Below are 15,843 nucleotides of genomic sequence, written 5' to 3' on the forward strand. Positions count from 1 at the left end.
TACCAAAAAAACAGTAGGATTACAGTATATTTTGCGCATATTTATAATAATGTCACATAATTTTTATTCTGTGGCATTATTCTGCCGCCATACAAAGTTCAAGGCGCTTGGAGCAGGCGCCGTTCTATTTAAAATCCACATGCTGGAAATCAAAAAATAAGAAACGGGCAAAAAGACCAGGCAGGGCGGCGATAAAAGCCGTCCCGCCTGGTCTTTTTGCCCGCAAGGCAATTTTACCTTGTCAAATTCTGCAACTGTATGTATAATAAAACATATTGGTGGCGTTTGCTTCTGGCAGATATGCCACAGAATAAAAATTATGTGACCACCAACCCCAGACGGCCCACCTGTCTGGCGTGGACGATACCACTTTCCGCGGTATAAATGCGCGTGGTATCCACGCTGGAATGTCCCAGGATGTCTGCCAGCCGGGAAAGGTCCTTCTCCATGGTATAATAGGTGCGGGCAAACAGATGCCGCAGATTATGGGGAAATACCTTTTCAGGCGATACTTCCGCACTCTGGCACAGCGCTTTCATCTCACGCCAGATGTGGCTGCGATCCAAGGCCTTTCCGGTACGGGAGAGAAAAACGGGACCGGCGGTAATACCCTGCCGGTGCAGATATGGCTGCAACAGATGACGCAGCTTGTCCGGCAGAAAGACGATACGCCGTTTTCCTTTGTTGGAGATCTCCGCCCGGCCTGTGGCAACTGCCTCGGCGGTGATAAAGCGCAGCTCGGAAACCCGGATGCCGGTGGCGCAAATGGTCTGTAAGATCAGGGAAAGCCGCTGGCTGCCTCTGCGTCGGGCGGCAGCCACCAGACGGACATATTCCTGCCGGTCCAGTTCCCGGCGCTCATCCTGAAACAAGGTCCGTTGGATCCGGAGGGGGCGCAGCCGGAGTTGAAGCCAGCCCATAAAGCTCAGATAGCCATTGAGCGCAGCCAGCATGGTGTTGACAGTGGCAGGTGCCCGCTTGGATATAAGTTCTTCCTTCCACAGCAGCAAGGTCTGCTTGGTCAGGGCCCTTTCTCCCAGCCATTCCCGCAGTACATTCAGGTCATGGGCATACTTTTGCAGGGTAGCGGCAGCACGCTCCCGCTCTTGCAGATAGGACAGATAGCGCCCGATGGTGGCGGCAGTCAACACCGGTGTGGTCATGGTAGTATCCTCCTTATATTGATGTGGGATACCACTATTTTATCGGACAACTCTCTGCTTATTCAGCGCAAAAAAGATGTTCTGTCCAAACAGGCATATCGCCGGCTACAGCATCTTTAAAATTTGCTCCCGCCGTTTTTTCTTATCCTCATACATTGCTTGATCCGCTTTCAGCAGCAGCTGCGAAAAATCCAGTTCATTTTCGCCCCGCCAGGCGTATCCAACCGCCAGCTTTACAGAGCCGCTGTCATCCTGACGGCTGATTTCACCCACCAGTTCCATAAGCTGCGCGTACTCAATGCCTTCGCACAGCACCATAAACTCATCGCCGCCCAGCCGGAAAATGGGGTACCCCTTTCCGCGCTCCTTCAGGAATTGATAGGCCTCACAGATCAGGCGGTCTCCCTCGTCGTGTCCCAGGGTGTCGTTGACCTGCTTTAGCCCCATAATATCGCAGTAGATCATCCCTACCTTAATATCTTCATACTGCAATTTCTCCATGGTGCGGGTCAAAGCGTGACGGTTGAATGCCTTGGTCAGCTGGTCATGGTAGCTCATGCGCTCCAACCGGCGCACCAGTCCCCGCCGCTGGATCATACATACAATAAAGTGTCCGATGATATCCAGCAAAAAAGAGATATGAGACAGGCTGTGAGAAGGGGGATTGTCCACACCATAAAAGCCCAGGATGGTATCCTTGTATACAATGGGGCTGACCACCAGACTGCTGATGCCTTGTGGTTTCAAGGTGCGGTACATTTCCGGATCCTCTTCCCGGATTTCTTCCAGATCGTAAATGACTACATTTTTGCCCTGATGGAACATACGGTACCATAGGGCCACCACTTCATAGGGGACCTGCTGCAAGTTCTGGATTTCGGGGGCAACGTCAGGGGCGCACCATTCATAGGTGTTATCTACCGCTCCGCCGTCAGGCCCTTCAAAGATGTACATCCTGCCGCACTCCAGCTTTTCTCCCAAAAAGGTAAGAAAAATCTGAATGGGGTCTTCCTCCTCGTCGTTACAGCTCAAAGCCAGCCGCAGCGCCTCATTCAGCAGGTGCTCATTGTTCTCATACTCCCGAATGGTATGTTTCTGCTGGGCGTTGACGGAAAGATCCAAGGCCAGTTCTATCCGCACCCGCCTGTCATCCTGTGAAATCATGGTATCCTTGAGCGCAAAATACTTCTGGAGGTTGTCGTTATAGTGGGTCCACTCAAAAAACTCCAGGGGCTTGAGCTTGTAGTTGGTACAGAAGGGACAAGGATAGTTCCTGTTATGCAGAAGCTGATAGCATCGTTTGCCCTTCAGTTCGTCTAAAGAGGATATGTCCAGCATCTGACGCGCCTTTCGGTTCAAGTAGATCATTTCATAGGTATCCATATCCGCCGCATACAGGATTTCATCCATATTCTCAAAATAATTCCAAAAATCCAATGTGGTGTTCTCCTTACTATGGAGTTTTGCAGGAATACGGCTCTATTTCAGGATATGGAATACCGACCTTCCTGCAGCAAGTGCTCAAATGCTTTTATGTAATTGCAAATTATACCATATAATTCGGCAATTTGTAAATCCTTTCCGTGGACAAAAGACAGAACCAGACGGAAAAATACAGCAGAATACACTTCAAATTACAAACATGCTCCCCTCATGAGCGACAGCCTGTCCGGCCTGTCCTCTTGAGGGGAGCATATTTTTCCTATCGAATGGGCGCAAATTTTACTGATACTGGAAAATATTCATATCCTCCAGCGTCAGGTCCTGGTCATAGGGGTTGATGAGCTGGTTGACCGTCTCCAGCGTCTCCTCAGGATAGAGCTGGTAGCAGTACTGTCCCCAACCAGGATAATAGGTGTTTCCGTCTCCCGTGAGGGTGGCGCTGGTCATGCCGTTTTCAAAGTCGAACCCCAGAGCAGGCTGGGCAAACCACAGCATTTCACCAAACTCCAGATTGGTGTTCACATACTCCAGAAAGATCTCAATATAGCTGTTGAGCTTCTGGGGATTGGACAGGGCCTTTTTCACAATGGCCGCAATGAGCTGCTGCTGGGTGCGGGTGCGGCCGATATCGTTGTCCGGGTAGGCGGAGTAGAGATTGTTGGGATAGGTGCCCTCACCGTCGGAGTTTTTCCGGCAGCGGGCCACGTTGAGCACGTCCTGCCCATCCAGGTGCTGCATCCCCGGCTCATAGTGGATATGCAGATCCTGGGCCGGATCGTCATAGGCCATGTGGACCGGCACGTTAAAGTCAATCCCGTCCAGCTCGTCCACCAATACCTTGAAGCCCTCCATATCCACCGCTACATAAAAGTCAATGGGGATACCCAGCAGGTCGGAAATGGTGTCCCGGAGGGCTTCCACCCCTTGCTGATAGACCGCGTTGAGTTTTCCGCTCTCCACCAGCGTGTCCCGCGGGATGGAGACCAGCCCCACCGTCTGTTCCACCGTATCATACATGCAGACCATCATGGTGTCGGCGTTGCTCCCCACCTGATCCTTGGCCACCAATAAAAAGGTGTAGGTATAGGGCTTTCTCTGCCGCCCCGTCTCCGGTTCGGCGCTGGCCCCCGGCGCCGCCGGGGTTGGGGTGGGCTCCGCCGCCATTTCCGGCTCCTTGGCCATCAGCTGATAGGCGCAGAAAAGCACCACAATGAGCGCCGAGATACCGACCAGAATACGATAAAAAATCTTTGCTACCCGTCGTGCCGGAGAGGCACGGCGCAGGCGTTTTCTCCGCTGTGTGCGGGCCACTGGGATGCGCCCCTTTCCATTTACGTTATGTTAACATAGTACTATAGTATAGTGGACCATCCCGTTGCTGGCAAGGGGCTTGGAAAAATTTTTATGAAGTTGTTATGATCCAATCGGAAAAACCGTGCCCGCCGTGATGAGCTGTCCGGCCAGGTCGGCCCGGTAGTCCGGGTGAGCGGGGTCCAGGCTGTTGACCACCACCCCGTCGCTGCCCGCCTTCGCCGTGGCATGGAGATACCGGCCCTCTCCCAGATAGAGCGCAATATGTCCCGGAAAGTAGAGCAGATCGGCGGGCTTGCAGTCCTCCAGAGGAATGGCCCGGGCGGGATAGCCCTCCACAATCTTTGCATCCCGGTACAGGAGTACGCCGCTGAAAAACCAGGCCATAAAGGTCAGCCCCGAGCAGTCCAGTCCCATGGGCGACTTGCCGCCCCAGCGGTACTGCACCCCCAGATAGCTTTTGGCCCGCTCCACCACCCGGGCCCGCAGGGCTTCTTCCGATAGCTCGGGGGCAGTCTCATGATATTGCCCCAGCAAGCCGCGTTTTGTATACCCCTGCCGTCCATCGGACAGCAAAACCTTCTGCCACCCCTCTGGGCAGGGCTCCGGCAGCAGCGCGGCCAGCCCGCCCCGGAGCAGCATGACCAGCACAGGCTCCTCCACCGCGGGCCGGACCAGCACGTCGGCAAAGGAGGCGGTCACCACCATTCTGGGCAGCGCCGTCCACCCTTCGTCTGGAACCAGCCAGCTCTGCCGTACCCAGCCGGAATAGCCATAGTGGGTACGCACCTGCCACCAGTCCCCCTCCCGCGCCTCCGGCCCGGTGACCGGCCAGCCGGTCAAAATCTCATCCACCCGCTCGGCCTCTGTGCCGGGGGCGGCATAGAGGGGACACAGGGGCGTCGCTGCAAGATATCTCATAAACCCTCCCATTTTTTCTGGAATTGTGGTATGCTGATTGTACCATTTATAGGACACTTGATATGATATGCTGAAGAGAAACGCGGGAATAAAGGGGGTTGCTTCCATGCCCAGAAGCGCAAATCAAAAACTGAAACTGCTCTGCCTGTGCAAACTCCTGTGGGAGTTGACCGACGAGGACCACACACTGACCGTCCCTCAGATCATCGCCCATCTGAAGGACTGGGGAATCAGGGCCGAGCGCAAGAGCATCTATACGGATATGGAAGCACTGCGCCAGTTTGGCCTGGATGTTCAGTGCCGGAAGGGCCGGGCGCCGGGCTGGTTTCTGGGGGAGCGTCCTTTCCAGCTGGCGGAGCTGAAGCTGCTGGTGGACGCGGTGCAATCCTCCCGCTTTATTACCCAGCGGAAAAGCAGCGAGCTGATTCACAAATTGGAATCCCAGGCCAGCATCCATCAAGCCCGCCAACTTCAGCGGCAGGTCTATGTGGACCGGCGGGTCAAGACCATGAACGAGAGCATCTACTATACCATTGACAAGCTCCATACCGCCATCGCCAACCGGAAAGCGGTGACCTTCCTCTATTTTGAGTATAATGTCCGTAAGGAGAAGGTCTTTCGTCATGACGGCCGCCGGTATGCCGTCTCCCCCGCCGGTCTGATTTGGGACAATGAAAACTACTACCTGGCGGGATATGACCACCGTTCTCAGCAGCTGCGCCACTACCGGGTGGACAAGATGGCCGATCTGGCGGTTACCTGTCTGCCGCTGAAGGGGGTACCGGAGGAATTTGACATGGCATCCTATGCGGGAAAACACTTTGGTATGTTCTCCGGCCGGGAGGGCCAGGTCACCCTCCGCTGCCGCGACAGTCTTGTGGGGGTGGTGCTGGACCGGTTCGGCCTGGAGGCCATTCTGGTGCCCGACGGGGAGAGTCACTTCACCGTCACTGTCTCCGCCGTGGTCAGCCCGCAGTTTTTAGGCTGGCTCTTCGGTCTGGGCGACGGCATACAGCTGCTGCGGCCTCAGTGGGCGGTGGAGGAATTGCGCCGGCAGCTAGCGTCGGTAGCCCGGCTCTATCCAGAGGCGTAAGTCCTGTCAGCTCCAGGTCTGCCACACCTCCGGGCAGTAGCCCACGGTGGCCTGTTTCCCATTGCGGACGATGGGCGTTTTCAGCAGCTTGGGGTTGTCCAGCAGCTTGTCCAGCTTGTCGGCGTCGTAGGCCAGATAGTTCAGCAAAGCGGCGTCGGGGTGCTTCTGGTCAATCAGGTTGTCCAGCCCCACGGCGTTGACCACACTTTTCAGCTCCCCGGCGCTCATGCCGTACTTGCCCAGGTCCACGGCCTGAACCTTGATCCGCCGCTCCTTGAACCAGCGCTCGGCTTTTTTGTGTCAAAGCATTTGCTTTTTCCAAAGATCTGTATATTCATCTCTTACTCTCCCATATAGGTGAACCGGGGGCCGTGATAGCCCTCCCGCTCCACAATTTCATTCCACATATGCGCCGGCCGGACCCAGATCCCCCGCTCGCCGTAGAGAGCCTGATAGACCACCATAGGCTCCATGGTCTCCGAGTGGCGGGCCATATAGAGCAGCTGGTACTCCCTGCCCTTGAAATGGCGGTAACGGCCGGGGCGCAGCTCCAGACAATCCATGTGATGGGCCTCCTTGCTCCATGTATAGTATTTTTGCTATTGTACCATATCCGCCCTCGCCGGACAACCTGAGGCAATTGGCTCCCAAAATAGTGGTATACTTTTCCCCTGCTGCGTGGTATAATAAAAAGGCTAATATGGCTTTATGCGCATACACGCGCTTTGAATAAGGCAAGGACACAGAATGGATAGAGGCGCCAGGCGGTGCAGGGCCGTTCCCTTTTTCCGGCGAGGCAGGGCCGGAAAGAGCGGAATCCCACCGCTTTTCTTTTGTGCGCTCACATCCGGACCGGGTCCATCCATAGACACGGAAAAACGGAATGATAGTAAAGGAGTGTACCAAGACTTTTATGGCTGAAAAACTGAAAATCATCTCTCTGGGTGGTCTGAACGAGATCGGCAAGAACCTGACCGTCTACGAGTACGGCGGGGACATGATTATTGTAGACGTGGGCATGGGCTTTCCCGACGACGATATGTACGGCATTGACGTGGTCATCCCCGATTTCTCCTATCTCATCAAGAACAAGGACCGGATTCGGGGCATTTTCCTCACCCACGGTCACGAGGACCATATCGGGTCCATCCCCTATCTCCTGCGGGATGTGAATGTGCCCATCTACGCCACCCGGATGACCGCCGGGCTGGTGAAGCTGAAGCTGGAGGAGCACCGTCTGGTGAACAAGACCAAGCTCATCACCTGCGAGTCTGGGGAGAGTGTGAAGGCGGGCAAGTTCTCGGTGGAGTTTATCCATGTGAATCACTCCATCGCTGACGCCTGCGGTTTTGCCATCAAGTGCCCGGTGGGCACCGTCATCCACACCGGCGACTTCAAGATCGACCCCACCCCCATCCAGGGCGGTATGATGGACCTGGGCCGGCTGGGACAGCTGGGCAAGGAGGGCGTGCTGGCTCTGCTGGCCGACTCCACCAACGTGGAGCGCCCCGGATTTACCAAGAGCGAGCGCAGCGTGGGTGATTCTTTCGACGCCCTCTTCCGGGGCTGTGAGCAGCGCATCATCGTTACCACCTTTGCCTCCAATGTGGACCGCATCCAGCAGATCATCGACGTGGCCGCCCGGTATGGCCGCAAGGTGGCGGTCACCGGCCGCTCCATGGAGAACGCTATGAAGGTATCCACCGAGCTGGGCTATATGAACATCCCTTCCGGGGTGCTGGTGGATCTGGCCCATATCAAGAGTCTGCCCCGGAATAAGGTGTGCATCATCACCACCGGCAGCCAGGGCGAGACCATGTCCGCCCTGACCCGCATGGCCTTCAACACCCACCGGCAGGTGGACATCCAGGCCGGCGACCGGGTCATCATCTCGGCCTCCGCTATCCCCGGCAACGAGCACTCCATTGGCAACGTTATCAATGAGCTCTATCGCAAGGATGCCGAGGTGGTCAATGAGCGGCTGGGGGCCCTCCATGTGTCGGGCCACGCCTGCCAGGAGGAGCTGAAGATCATCCATGCCCTGGTGAAGCCCAAGTTCTTCATACCGGTCCACGGTGAGCAGCGTATGCTGAAAACCCACGCCAAGCTGGCCCAGCAGATGGGCATGAACCCCAAGAATATCATCATCAGCGACATTGGCAAGGTCATTGAGCTCACCCCCAACTCCGCCAAGATCAACGGCACCGTGCCCGCCGGCCGGGTATTTGTGGACGGCTACGGCGTAGGCGACGTGGGCAGCGTGGTGCTCCGGGACCGGAAGCATCTGGCCGAGGACGGCATGATCGTGGTGGTGGTCTCCATGTCCGGGGAGGACGGCTCTGTGGTGTCCGGCCCCGATATCATCACCCGGGGCTTTGTGTATGTGAAGGAGTCCGAGGGCTTGATGGAAGAGCTGCGGAAGGTGGCGGTCAACGCCCTGGAAACCTGCCAGCGGGACAGCCTCACCGACTGGGCCGCCATCAAGTCGGAGATCAAGAACGCCATGTCCAACTTCCTCTATAAAAAGACCAAGCGCAATCCCATGATCCTCCCGGTCATTATGGAGGTCTGAGCGGAACGCGCCTGACAGAAGCAAACAACGGCCGCCTCTCGGCGGCCGTTGTTGTTTCTGTCAGTTGTTCATCAGAGCGGCGGCAGAAAAGTGGCCTCTATGCTCCACCACCAGGTTGGTCAGCCAGCTTGCCGTATCCCGGTCCGGTCCGGTGTAGGAGAAATTCACCCCCATGGTCCCATAAAAATAATCGGCGTGGTATCGGTATTCCTTGTCCCCGTCCCCGTCCTGGTCTTCGTAGAGGGAATAGGTGGTAACGTCTGCGGATTGAGCAGCAGCCTCGGCATAAAGCAGGTCGATGAGGGGTTCCTGACCGGGCCACAGCTCCAGCCGCAGCTCCTCCTCCCCCCTCTGGCCCACAATATCGATCCGCCACGGCTGGCCTGTTCCATCATAAATCACCGTACCGTCCAGTCCAAAGCCGGTCCAATCCAGTCCCCAGGGTACCTGCTCCGTCCCACCCAGAACGGAGATGATCTCGTGGGCGGTGAGTTCTTCGGCAAACCATCCCTCCGGGTAGCCGTAATCTCCTGCCATAGCCTCAGAACCGGTGCAGTCCGGGTAGTCATAAGCCGGTACATTGAAAAAGCTGTGGGGCTGACCCTCAGCGGGGTCCTCCACCACCAGGGTGTACTCCGTCTCCTGCTCGATCTGATGGGTGGCCGCCGGGGTAGCCGCCACCCCCACGGTTGGATCTGGCTGGGACAATCCTCTGCCCTGCCATAGCTGCCAGCCGCCCACCGCCGCCACCAGACAGCAGGCCGCCAGACCTCCCACCGTCAGGGCGGGGCGAAGCTGCCTTTGGTGCCGTCTCCCCGCCAGAATCTTTTCCCGCAGTCCGGCAGGCGGGACGATGCGGTCCATATAGCTGCGATATCGATTCATTGCAAGTCTCCTTTCAGCAGCGCCCCCAGTCTGGCCCTGGCCCGGGTCAACCGGGAGCGGACGGTGCCCTCCCGCCAGCCTGTCATTTCCGCGATCTCCGCCGTCTGGTATCCCTCATAGTAATAAAGGTGCAGCACCGTCCGGTCCTTGGCGGGCAGACGCCCGATGGCCTCCAGTAAGGTCTGTTCCTCCGGCCCGGCGGCGGGATAGGTGTCCAGCAACGGGGCGGTGCGCCGCCGCCAGGGGGACCGCAGGCGGCTTTTGCAGCCGTTGACCGTTACCCGCAGCAGCCAGGCTTTCTCGTGGGCAGGGCTTTCCCATTCCGGCGCTTTTTCTATACAGCGCAGGAAGGCGTCCTGTACCGCGTCCTCCGCCTCATGGGCGTCCCTCAGGATGGCCAGAGCGGCCCGATACAGGGTGGTCTCATAGGTGTTGACCAAATATTCCAACCGGTTGGGGTCCATCTTTTCTCCCCCTTTCACCCTAAATACGCTTTGGGCCCTGGTTTTGCTGCGGTCATTCTCGGAAAAATCCCAAATGGTTTCCTTGGCGGTATGGCTTTTTCTATGTTTTTCTATGATATAATGATTTTTATAGTCTGGATAGAAACACGCAAAGGAGAGCTACCATGTCAGAACAAACGGACCTGCGTCTGGCCGTGCTGATCGACGCGGACAACGCTCCCCGCTCGGCTCTGGGGGATATCATGGCGGAAGTGGCCGTGTACGGCACCCCCACCATCAAGCGCATCTACGGCGATTGGACCACCCCCAATCTGGCCTCCTGGAAGGGACCGCTGCTGGAAAACGCCATCAGTCCTGTGCAGCAGTACAGCTATACCACCGGCAAAAACGCCACCGACTCGGCCATGATTATCGACGCCATGGATATCCTCTATACCGGTCAGGTGGACGGCTTTGTGCTGGTGAGCAGCGACAGCGACTTTACCCGTCTGGCGGTCCGCCTGCGGGAGGCCGGCAAAAAGGTGTACGGCATGGGAGAGCGCAAGACCCCCAATCCCTTTATCGTAGCCTGTGATAAGTTTGTGTACATCGAGGTCATCCGGGCGGCAGCGGAGCAGGCCCGGGCTGAGGAGGAAAAGCCGGAGCGGCCCAGGACTCAGAAGCCCCAGAAAAAGAAGGAGTCCCCCGCCCAGGCCCAGGAGCCGGAGCACCGGGTACCCAAGGCGGTGGTCAAGCTGATCGCCGAATCGGTGGATACCATTGCCGACGAGGACGGCTTTGCCTCATTGGGGGAGCTGGGCAATCTGCTGGTGAAAAAGCAGCCCGACTTCGACCCCCGGAACTTTGGCTTTTCCAAGCTGTCCAAAATGATGAAATCCCTGCCCCGGTTCCAGGTGGAGGTGCGCCCCACCAGCCAGCCCAACGTGACCCACATTCTGGTCCGGGACAAACAGAGCAAATAACCCGGGTGTGCGCCCACATTTTACCATGGAAAGCTGCGAAATTCACAGCTTTCCATGGCTTTTTTTGTGCACTTTTCAGAAAGACAGACGCAATTTCATGGGGTATAATAATGCGGACCGATGGGCGGGTGTCCAATCCTTGCCACTGGTCCGGATTTGAACCATAGTTTTCGTGAAAGAACGGCCAATCTCCCGTATAGTTTCGCCTGAACGGGGGTAAATTACCGTTGGAAGGTGGTTTCCCTGTCCCAGTAGAAGAAACCTCTTTGATTTTACCGCGAGCTATGCTATAATGTATGTGTATTGAAGCGCTTTGCGGTAACAAAGCGCTGTAAGATGCTTTATTGTACCGGTTTTTTCCGGTTTTGGATCCTGCCGGTGTGGTGTGTATCCCGGCAGAAGGAATAGAGGGTTGCATTTTGACAAAGTATGTAATTCACGGCGGAAAGCCGCTCTATGGAGAAATCGACATCAGCGGCGCCAAAAACGCCGCTGTTGCTATCATCCCCGCCGCCCTGCTGGTGGACGGGGTTTGCCGGATTGAAAATCTGCCTCAGATCAGCGATGTGACGCTGCTGCTCAACATTCTGCAAGAGCTGGGCGCCGATGTGCGTACCGTCAACCGTACCACCGTAGACGTGGACTGCTCCCACATCCGCAACGCCCGGGTGCCGGAGGAGCTGGCCCGCAAGATCCGGGCCTCTTATTATCTGATCGGCGCTCTGCTGGGCCGCTTTGGTTCCGCGGAGGTTCCCCCGCCCGGCGGCTGCGACTTTGGCGGCCGTCCCATTGACCAGCATATCAAGGGGTTTGTCGCCATGGGGGCCAACGTGGACGTCCGGGGCGGCTATATCCATGCCAAGGCAGCTAACGGCCGTATGACCGGCACTCAGATTTATCTGGATATCGTCTCTGTGGGCGCCACCATGAATATCATGCTGGCCGCCGTGTTGGCGGACGGTCTCACCATCATTGAAAACGCCGCCAAAGAGCCCCACATCGTGGATTTGGCCAACTTCCTCAACTCCATGGGGGCCGAGATCATGGGCGCCGGTACCGACGTTATCAAGATCCGCGGGGTGGAGCGCCTTTCCGGCGGCACCTATTCCATCATCCCCGATCAGATCGAGGCCGGCACCTATATGGCTGCCGTGGCCGCGGCCGGCGGCGAGGTCCTGGTCAAGAATGTGATTCCCAAGCATCTGGAGTGTATCACCGCCAAGCTGTTGGAGATGGGGGTGGACGTGGAGGAGCGGGACGACGCAGTACTGGTGCGCCGTACCGGCAAACTGACCCGCACCAACGTCAAAACCCTGCCCTATCCCGGTTTCCCCACCGATATGCAGCCTCAGATCGCCGCGGTCCTCTGTCTGGCGGAGGGCACCAGCGTCATTACCGAGGGCGTCTGGGACAACCGTTACCGCTATGTGGACGAGTTCCGCCGTATGGGGGCTCAGATCCAGGTGGACGGCAAGATTGCCGTTATTGAGGGCGTGGAGAAGTTTACCGGCGCCCGGATTCAGGCCTGTGATCTGCGGGCTGGCGCTGCCATGGTCATCGCCGGTTTGGCCGCGCAGGGCACCACCGAAATTGGCCGTATCCACCACATTGAGCGGGGCTATGAGGATATTGTCCGCAAGCTCTCCGGCATAGGGGCCGACATCCGCGTTGTGGTCACCCCCGACGAGGACAAGCAGGCCCAGGTCGGATAAGAAAAACACGATGTTCAGGCGGGGATGCTCCCCCGCCTCTTTTTTCTGGAACGGAGGATTTTATGCTGGAACTGTGTACCCTGGCCAGCGGCTCCAGCGGTAACTGTCTGCTGGTCAGCGACGGCGCCACTCATCTTCTGGTGGATGCCGGTATCTCCTGCCGGCGCATTACCACCGCTCTGAAGGGTCTGGGGGTAGACCCCGCCTCCCTCTCCGGAGTGCTCATCACCCATGAGCACTCCGACCACATCTCCGGCCTCACCACTTTGACCAAACAGCTGGGGATACCGGTCTATGCCAGCCGTGGCACCGGACGGCAGCTGTGCTACCGGATCGCCTTCCTGGAGGAAGTGCTCCATCCCTTTACGCCGGGGGACTGTTTTTCCATCGGCGGCATTGATGTGGAGAGCTTCCCCACCCCCCATGACGCCGCCGAGAGCACCGGCTACGCCCTGTCCGCCGGTGGCCGGAAGGCGGCGGTGGTCACCGATCTGGGTCATGTAACGGCGGCGGTGGAAGCGGGCATCCAAGGGGCCAATCTGCTGGTGGCCGAGGCCAACCACGACATAGAATGGGTCCAGTCGGGTCCTTATCCCGATTTTCTCAAGGACCGTATCCTGGGGGACCGGGGCCACCTGTCCAATGAGGCGGGGGCGGCTCTGGTGTGCTCCGCTGTGACAAAGGGGGCCTCCACCATTGTGCTGGCCCACCTGTCCCACGAAAACAACACCCCAGAGCGGGCCCATCAGGTGGTGGGCGACGCCCTTGGCCGCATGGGGGCCCTGCCCGGCCGGGATGTATTGCTGGATGTCGCCCCCCACAGCGAGCCGGGACAGAGGTACGCAGTATGAAGGGCGCGGTGGTCCACATTCTCTGTGTGGGCAAGCTGAAGGAGAAATTCTACATAGACGGGGCGGCGGAATATGCCAAGCGGCTGGGGGGCTACTGTAAACTCCAGCTCACCGAGCTGCCCGAGGAGCGGCTGCCCCAGAATCCCTCCCGTGCCCAGATCGACGCCGCGCTGGAAAAGGAGGCCGTTGCGGTGACTGCCAAGCTGCCGAAAGGGGCGGCGGTGGTAGCCCTGTGTGTGGAGGGGGAGCCGCTGTCCAGCGAGAAGTTGGCCGCCCGGCTGGAAAAGTGGACGGCAGCGGGCAAAAATACTCTGGTCTTTCTCATTGGCTCCTCCTACGGTATGGCCCCCTCTCTGAAGGCGCGGGCCGACCTGCGGCTGTCCATGTCCCCCATGACCTTTCCCCACCATCTGGCCCGTGTCATGCTGCTGGAGCAGATCTACCGCTGCTTCAAGATTCAGGAGGGCTCCGGTTACCACAAGTAGCCGCAGGAATATTTTTGCAGTCTCTCCCCCAAACTTCCAAAAGATAAGCTGGATATACCGCTCAGTTTGTGCTATAATCACAAGCGCAGAGATGTGCTTTTGCTGAAATTGAGGTATTGGAGGTAATTCCCATGGCTTATCGTGATGAATATGAAAAGTGGCTCAACAGTCCCGCCCTCAGCGCCGCTGAGAAGGCGGAGTTGCAATCCATCTCCGGCGATGATAAGGAGATCGAGAGCCGCTTTTTTGCTCCTTTGGAGTTTGGTACCGCCGGCCTGCGGGGCACCATGTGCGTGGGCCTGCACCAGATGAATATCCACGTCATCCGCCACGCCACCCAGGCCTTTGCCGAGGTCATCAAGGCGGAGGGCCCTGAGGCTGTGGCCCGGGGTGTGGCCGTCTGCTACGACTGCCGCAACAATTCCGAGGCCTTTGCCCGGGAGACCGCCTGTGTCATGGCGGGCAACGGCATCAAGGTCCGTCTGTTTGACGCCCTGCGTCCCACCCCCGAGGTGTCCTTTGCCGTCCGGGAGTATCACTGCATCGCCGGCGTGAACGTCACCGCCAGCCACAACCCCAAGGAATACAACGGCTATAAGGTCTACTGGCAGGACGGGGCTCAGCTGCCCCCCCACCACGCCTCCGCCATCGCCGCTAAGATGGAAGAGCTGGACCTGTTCGACTCCATCAAGCGTATGGATTATGACGAGGCGGTCAAGGCCGGTATGATCACTTTGATGGGTGAGGAGACCGATGAAAAATTCCTGGCCAATGTGATGGGACAGGTCAACGACAAGGCCGCGGTGGAGCAGGTAGCCGACACCTTCAAGATGGTGTATACCCCCTTCCACGGCACCGGCTACAAGCTGATCCCCGAGGCGCTGCGCCGCCTGGGCATGAAGCACGTCATCTGTGTCCCTGAGCAAATGGTCATCGACGGCAACTTCCCTACTGTGGTCTCCCCCAACCCGGAGAACCCCGAAGGCTTCTACCTGGCGGTGGATCTGGCCAAGAAGGAGGGGGCCGACTTCATCCTGGGCTCCGACCCGGACGCCGACCGGGTGGGCATTATGGTCCGCAACAACCAGGGCGAGTACATCACCATCTCCGGCAACCAGACCGGTGTGCTGCTGCTGGACTATCTGATCGGGGCCAAGAACCGCACCGGCAAGATGCCGGACAAGCCGGTGGCTCTGAAAACCATCGTCACCACCGAGATGGCCCGCAAGGTGGCCGAGACCAACGGCCTCAAGTGCTATGACACCTTTACCGGCTTCAAGTTCCTGGCTGAAAAGAAGGACAAGCTGGAGAACGCCGGCGAGGGCAAGGTGATCTTCGCCTACGAGGAGAGCTACGGCTATATGCTGGGCGATTATGTCCGGGATAAGGACGCCGTCACCGCCGCTCTGGCCCTCACCGAGATGGCCGCCTGGTACGCCGGTCAGGGCATGACCCTGTACGACGCCCTGCAAAAGTGCTATGAGAAGTACGGCTTCTATGGCGAGAAGACCCTGAACCTTGTGATGCCTGGCCTGGACGGTTTGAAGAAGATGGCCGACCTGATGGCTGGCCTGCGGGAGCATCCCCCGGTGGAGATCGCCGGTGTGGCGGTGGCCCAGCAGAAGGACTACAGGGATGGCAGCGTAGTCAATGTATCTGACGGCGCCAAGAGCACCATGGAGCTCACCGGCTCCAATGTGCTGCGGTATGAGATGACCGACGGCACCAGCGTCATCGTTCGTCCCTCCGGCACCGAGCCCAAGGTCAAGGTGTATATCCTGGCCAACGGCGCTACCAAGGCCGAGTGTGACGACAAGGTGGTCAAGTATACCGCCTGGGCCGAGAGCCTGAAAAACTGAATCTATCCCATAAAAATTGCCCCCGGCTTTACGCCGGGGGCAATTTTTCAGCCTGTCGAAAAAGTCCAGCAAAAGCTGGGCTTTTTCATTTAGATGAGATAAAATAGAGGAGGTGGTGAGAA

Annotated in this window: 14 protein-coding genes and 1 pseudogene; 7 read left to right on the forward strand and 8 right to left on the reverse strand. The window is 57.8% G+C overall.

Going from position 1 to position 15,843, the window contains the following annotated elements:
- Window positions 1-317: 317 nt before the first annotated feature.
- The 4 genes from Q0J75_RS11125 to Q0J75_RS11140 form a co-directional block, all read right to left on the reverse strand.
- Entirely contained in the window at window positions 318-1,163 is an 846-nt protein-coding gene (locus tag Q0J75_RS11125; RefSeq protein WP_297201171.1) for a tyrosine-type recombinase/integrase, read from the reverse strand.
- 105 nt (window positions 1,164-1,268) lie between these two features.
- Window positions 1,269-2,600, reverse strand: coding sequence for a sensor domain-containing diguanylate cyclase (locus Q0J75_RS11130; protein ID WP_297201176.1), 1,332 nt, complete (start codon window positions 2,598-2,600; stop codon window positions 1,269-1,271).
- 285 nt (window positions 2,601-2,885) lie between these two features.
- Window positions 2,886-3,917 carry an LCP family protein gene (locus tag Q0J75_RS11135; protein WP_297201179.1) on the reverse strand — a complete coding sequence of 344 codons (1,032 nt, stop codon included), beginning with the start codon at window positions 3,915-3,917 and terminating at the stop codon, window positions 2,886-2,888.
- Window positions 3,918-4,019: 102 nt separating this feature from the next.
- The gene (locus tag Q0J75_RS11140) at window positions 4,020-4,838 is read right to left on the reverse strand and encodes a C40 family peptidase (protein WP_297201182.1); all 819 of its coding nucleotides are present in this window, start codon (window positions 4,836-4,838) and stop codon (window positions 4,020-4,022) included.
- 106 nt (window positions 4,839-4,944) lie between these two features.
- Here Q0J75_RS11140 and Q0J75_RS11145 point away from each other — a divergent pair, with 106 nt between their 5' ends.
- Complete coding sequence (locus tag Q0J75_RS11145; RefSeq protein ID WP_297201186.1) at window positions 4,945-5,931, forward strand: helix-turn-helix transcriptional regulator; 987 nt, start codon at window positions 4,945-4,947, stop codon at window positions 5,929-5,931.
- A gap of 6 nt (window positions 5,932-5,937) precedes the next feature.
- Here Q0J75_RS11145 and Q0J75_RS11150 read toward each other — a convergent pair.
- Window positions 5,938-6,269: pseudogene (locus tag Q0J75_RS11150) on the reverse strand (ArsC/Spx/MgsR family protein).
- Between the two features lie 3 nt (window positions 6,270-6,272).
- Window positions 6,273-6,494, reverse strand: a complete 222-nt coding sequence (locus tag Q0J75_RS11155) for a DUF1653 domain-containing protein (protein WP_297201189.1) — start codon at window positions 6,492-6,494, stop codon at window positions 6,273-6,275.
- A 350-nt stretch (window positions 6,495-6,844) separates the two neighbouring features.
- Here Q0J75_RS11155 and Q0J75_RS11160 point away from each other — a divergent pair, with 350 nt between their 5' ends.
- Window positions 6,845-8,503, forward strand: a complete 1,659-nt coding sequence (locus tag Q0J75_RS11160; protein WP_297201192.1) for a ribonuclease J — start codon at window positions 6,845-6,847, stop codon at window positions 8,501-8,503.
- Between the two features lie 60 nt (window positions 8,504-8,563).
- Here Q0J75_RS11160 and Q0J75_RS11165 read toward each other — a convergent pair whose 3' ends face one another.
- Together Q0J75_RS11165 and Q0J75_RS11170 are read right to left on the reverse strand one after the other, a co-directional pair.
- Window positions 8,564-9,388 (reverse strand): hypothetical protein, encoded by an 825-nt coding sequence (locus Q0J75_RS11165; RefSeq protein WP_297201195.1) that lies wholly within the window; start codon window positions 9,386-9,388, stop codon window positions 8,564-8,566.
- On the reverse strand, window positions 9,385-9,852 hold the full coding sequence (locus Q0J75_RS11170; RefSeq protein ID WP_297201198.1) for an RNA polymerase sigma factor: 468 nt from the start codon (window positions 9,850-9,852) through the stop codon (window positions 9,385-9,387). The genes Q0J75_RS11165 and Q0J75_RS11170 overlap by 4 nt, the downstream gene beginning before the upstream one ends.
- A 164-nt stretch (window positions 9,853-10,016) precedes the next feature.
- On the opposite strand from Q0J75_RS11170, the gene Q0J75_RS11175 reads away from it, so the two are divergent.
- The 5 genes from Q0J75_RS11175 to Q0J75_RS11195 all read left to right on the forward strand — a co-directional run bounded on the left by Q0J75_RS11175 (window position 10,017) and on the right by Q0J75_RS11195 (window position 15,721).
- Window positions 10,017-10,814, forward strand: coding sequence for an NYN domain-containing protein (locus Q0J75_RS11175; RefSeq protein WP_297201201.1), 798 nt, complete (start codon window positions 10,017-10,019; stop codon window positions 10,812-10,814).
- A gap of 419 nt (window positions 10,815-11,233) precedes the next feature.
- Window positions 11,234-12,526, forward strand: coding sequence for a UDP-N-acetylglucosamine 1-carboxyvinyltransferase (locus Q0J75_RS11180; protein WP_297201204.1), 1,293 nt, complete (start codon window positions 11,234-11,236; stop codon window positions 12,524-12,526).
- A 62-nt stretch (window positions 12,527-12,588) separates the two neighbouring features.
- Window positions 12,589-13,377 (forward strand): MBL fold metallo-hydrolase, encoded by a 789-nt coding sequence (locus tag Q0J75_RS11185; protein ID WP_297201207.1) that lies wholly within the window; start codon window positions 12,589-12,591, stop codon window positions 13,375-13,377.
- Window positions 13,374-13,862: a 23S rRNA (pseudouridine(1915)-N(3))-methyltransferase RlmH gene (gene rlmH, locus Q0J75_RS11190; protein WP_297201210.1), complete on the forward strand. Its 489-nt coding sequence runs from the start codon at window positions 13,374-13,376 to the stop codon at window positions 13,860-13,862. The genes Q0J75_RS11185 and rlmH overlap by 4 nt, the downstream gene beginning before the upstream one ends.
- 131 nt (window positions 13,863-13,993) lie before the next feature.
- Entirely contained in the window at window positions 13,994-15,721 is a 1,728-nt protein-coding gene (locus tag Q0J75_RS11195) for a phospho-sugar mutase (RefSeq protein WP_297201213.1), read from the forward strand.
- The last annotated feature ends 122 nt before the right edge of the window (window positions 15,722-15,843 follow it).

Origin of the sequence: uncultured Flavonifractor sp. (assembly GCF_944385615.1) — a bacterium.
Taxonomy (GTDB): domain Bacteria; phylum Bacillota; class Clostridia; order Oscillospirales; family Oscillospiraceae; genus Flavonifractor.

What these genes read in the sequence shown, in the direction of transcription:
- Q0J75_RS11145 (WP_297201186.1), top strand. Translation starts at nt 4,945, where the DNA reads ATGCCCAGAAGCGCAAATCAAAAACTGAAACTGCTCTGCCTGTGCAAA.
- Q0J75_RS11155 (WP_297201189.1), bottom strand. Translation starts at nt 6,494, where the DNA reads ATGGATTGTCTGGAGCTGCGCCCCGGCCGTTACCGCCATTTCAAGGGC.
- Q0J75_RS11125 (WP_297201171.1), bottom strand. Translation starts at nt 1,163, where the DNA reads ATGACCACACCGGTGTTGACTGCCGCCACCATCGGGCGCTATCTGTCC.
- Q0J75_RS11140 (WP_297201182.1), bottom strand. Translation starts at nt 4,838, where the DNA reads ATGAGATATCTTGCAGCGACGCCCCTGTGTCCCCTCTATGCCGCCCCC.
- Q0J75_RS11165 (WP_297201195.1), bottom strand. Translation starts at nt 9,388, where the DNA reads ATGAATCGATATCGCAGCTATATGGACCGCATCGTCCCGCCTGCCGGA.
- Q0J75_RS11160 (WP_297201192.1), top strand. Translation starts at nt 6,845, where the DNA reads ATGGCTGAAAAACTGAAAATCATCTCTCTGGGTGGTCTGAACGAGATC.
- rlmH (WP_297201210.1), top strand. Translation starts at nt 13,374, where the DNA reads ATGAAGGGCGCGGTGGTCCACATTCTCTGTGTGGGCAAGCTGAAGGAG.
- Q0J75_RS11170 (WP_297201198.1), bottom strand. Translation starts at nt 9,852, where the DNA reads ATGGACCCCAACCGGTTGGAATATTTGGTCAACACCTATGAGACCACC.
- Q0J75_RS11185 (WP_297201207.1), top strand. Translation starts at nt 12,589, where the DNA reads ATGCTGGAACTGTGTACCCTGGCCAGCGGCTCCAGCGGTAACTGTCTG.
- Q0J75_RS11175 (WP_297201201.1), top strand. Translation starts at nt 10,017, where the DNA reads ATGTCAGAACAAACGGACCTGCGTCTGGCCGTGCTGATCGACGCGGAC.
- Q0J75_RS11195 (WP_297201213.1), top strand. Translation starts at nt 13,994, where the DNA reads ATGGCTTATCGTGATGAATATGAAAAGTGGCTCAACAGTCCCGCCCTC.